We start from the raw sequence: 1,539 nt of genomic DNA, 5'->3' as shown, positions 1-1,539 counted from the left end.
GGCTCTGTTAGACCAGGATTGACATACATGTGTCCCCACGGTGCCATATCGTTGACCCCATAGACCGCGATGATGGGGGCAGCATGAACGCCGAAGACCTGGTCCTCAACTTCAAGAAGGGCATGGCGAACCTCAGCAAGACCGAGCGCCGCCGCGCTATCGAGTCCGTCAGGGACGTGATCCGCGCGGCGGCGTTCGACGACGCGGCCGGCTCCGCCTACGAAATCGAACGCTGCCCGCGCTGCGGGTCCGCCGCGGTCGTGAAGAAGGGCAAATCGAAGAACGGCGAGCAGCGCTACCTCTGCCGGGGCTGCGGCAGGACCTTCGGCATGGGCAGCGAGCGCATCCTGGGGACGAGCAAGCTCCCGAAGGAGACCTGGATGGCCTACGCCGAGTGCTTCGTGCTCATGCTGCCCCTGCGCGAATGCGCGAGGCGCTGCCGCGTCTGCCTCAAGACCGCCTACACCATGCGCCACAGGCTGATCGAGTGCCTCTCGGCCTACTCCCCCTCGTTCAGGGTCGAGCGGGGCTGCGGCTGCGAGCTCGACGAGACCTATTTCCCCGAGTCGTTCAAGGGCAACCACGCGAAGGGGTCGTTCACGATGCCGCGCCCCTCCCGGCACCGCGGCAAGCAGGTGCACAGACGCGGGCTGTCGCGCGAGCGGATCTGCGTCATGACCGGAGTGAACGACTCGAACGAGACGTTCCTCGAGGTCACGGGGCGGGGCGCCCTTTCGAGGGAGCGCGCCATGGACGCGCTGAGGGGCCGCATCGCGGCCGGCTCGGTCGTCGCGACCGACAGGGCGGCCGCCTACGTCGGCGTCCTCGCCGAGCTCGAGGTCGCCGCGCACGCGGCCTACGACCCCAAGGACCGCTCCGGGGGGACCATCAACCGGGTCAACACCGTCCACTCGCTCCTCGGCGCCTTCATGGAGCCGTTCAGGGGCGTGTCGACGAAGCACCTCGACGCCTACCTCGCCTGGTTCAGGTGGTGCCGGACCTTCATGGCGACCGATTCCGGCGCGGCCGGGCGCACGGTCGCGCGGCAGCTCGCGCACGGCGTCTGCAGGAGCCGCGTCCGCGACATGTTCAACGTGGAGCCGCCCTACATGGACTACTGGGCCGCGCCCGCCGCATAGAGGCGGTAGAATGGTCGCACCGCGATACACGAGGAGGGATGAGGCCATGCCGTCGAACATACCGGCCACGACGATCCGCATCGACCCGGAGGTCAAGAGGGAGGCCACGGCCATCCTGGACGAGCTCGGCCTGTCCATGTCCACCGCCGTCAACGCGTTCCTCAGGGCGCTCGTCCGAGAGGGCGGGATGCCGTTCGAGATGAGGGTCAAGACGCCGGCGCCCGACGAGGAGACGGCGAGTTAGCCGGCAGGTCGGCATGAAACGGCAGGGCCAGGCGAGCAACTCGTCCGGTCTCGGGCGCATCGCCCCTTGCCGGATTCAGATTCGACAAGGGGCGACCATTGTGCAATCGCAAGAAGATGACGGGGCGGAATGTCAATCCTGGTCTAACAGAGCCTT

Annotated in this window: 2 protein-coding genes; both read left to right on the top strand. The window is 67.4% G+C overall.

Features of this window, described 5'->3' with window-relative positions; all coding sequences use genetic code 11:
• Window positions 1-83: 83 nt before the first annotated feature.
• Entirely contained in the window at window positions 84-1,139 is a 1,056-nt protein-coding gene (locus DXD94_RS09515; RefSeq protein ID WP_199407179.1) for an IS1595 family transposase, read from the top strand.
• A 46-nt stretch (window positions 1,140-1,185) separates the two neighbouring features.
• The gene (locus tag DXD94_RS09510; protein ID WP_117744010.1) at window positions 1,186-1,383 is read left to right on the top strand and encodes a type II toxin-antitoxin system RelB/DinJ family antitoxin; all 198 of its coding nucleotides are present in this window, start codon (window positions 1,186-1,188) and stop codon (window positions 1,381-1,383) included.
• Window positions 1,384-1,539 lie beyond the last annotated feature (156 nt).

Source organism: Collinsella sp. TM10-22 (assembly GCF_003466125.1).
Taxonomy (GTDB): Bacteria; Actinomycetota; Coriobacteriia; order Coriobacteriales; family Coriobacteriaceae; genus Collinsella.
The sequence above is the reverse complement of the archived record's forward strand: the minus strand, read 5'-3'. Positions and strand labels throughout refer to the sequence as shown.

What these genes read in the sequence shown, in the direction of transcription:
- DXD94_RS09510 (WP_117744010.1), top strand. Translation starts at nt 1,186, where the DNA reads ATGCCGTCGAACATACCGGCCACGACGATCCGCATCGACCCGGAGGTC.
- DXD94_RS09515 (WP_199407179.1), top strand. Translation starts at nt 84, where the DNA reads ATGAACGCCGAAGACCTGGTCCTCAACTTCAAGAAGGGCATGGCGAAC.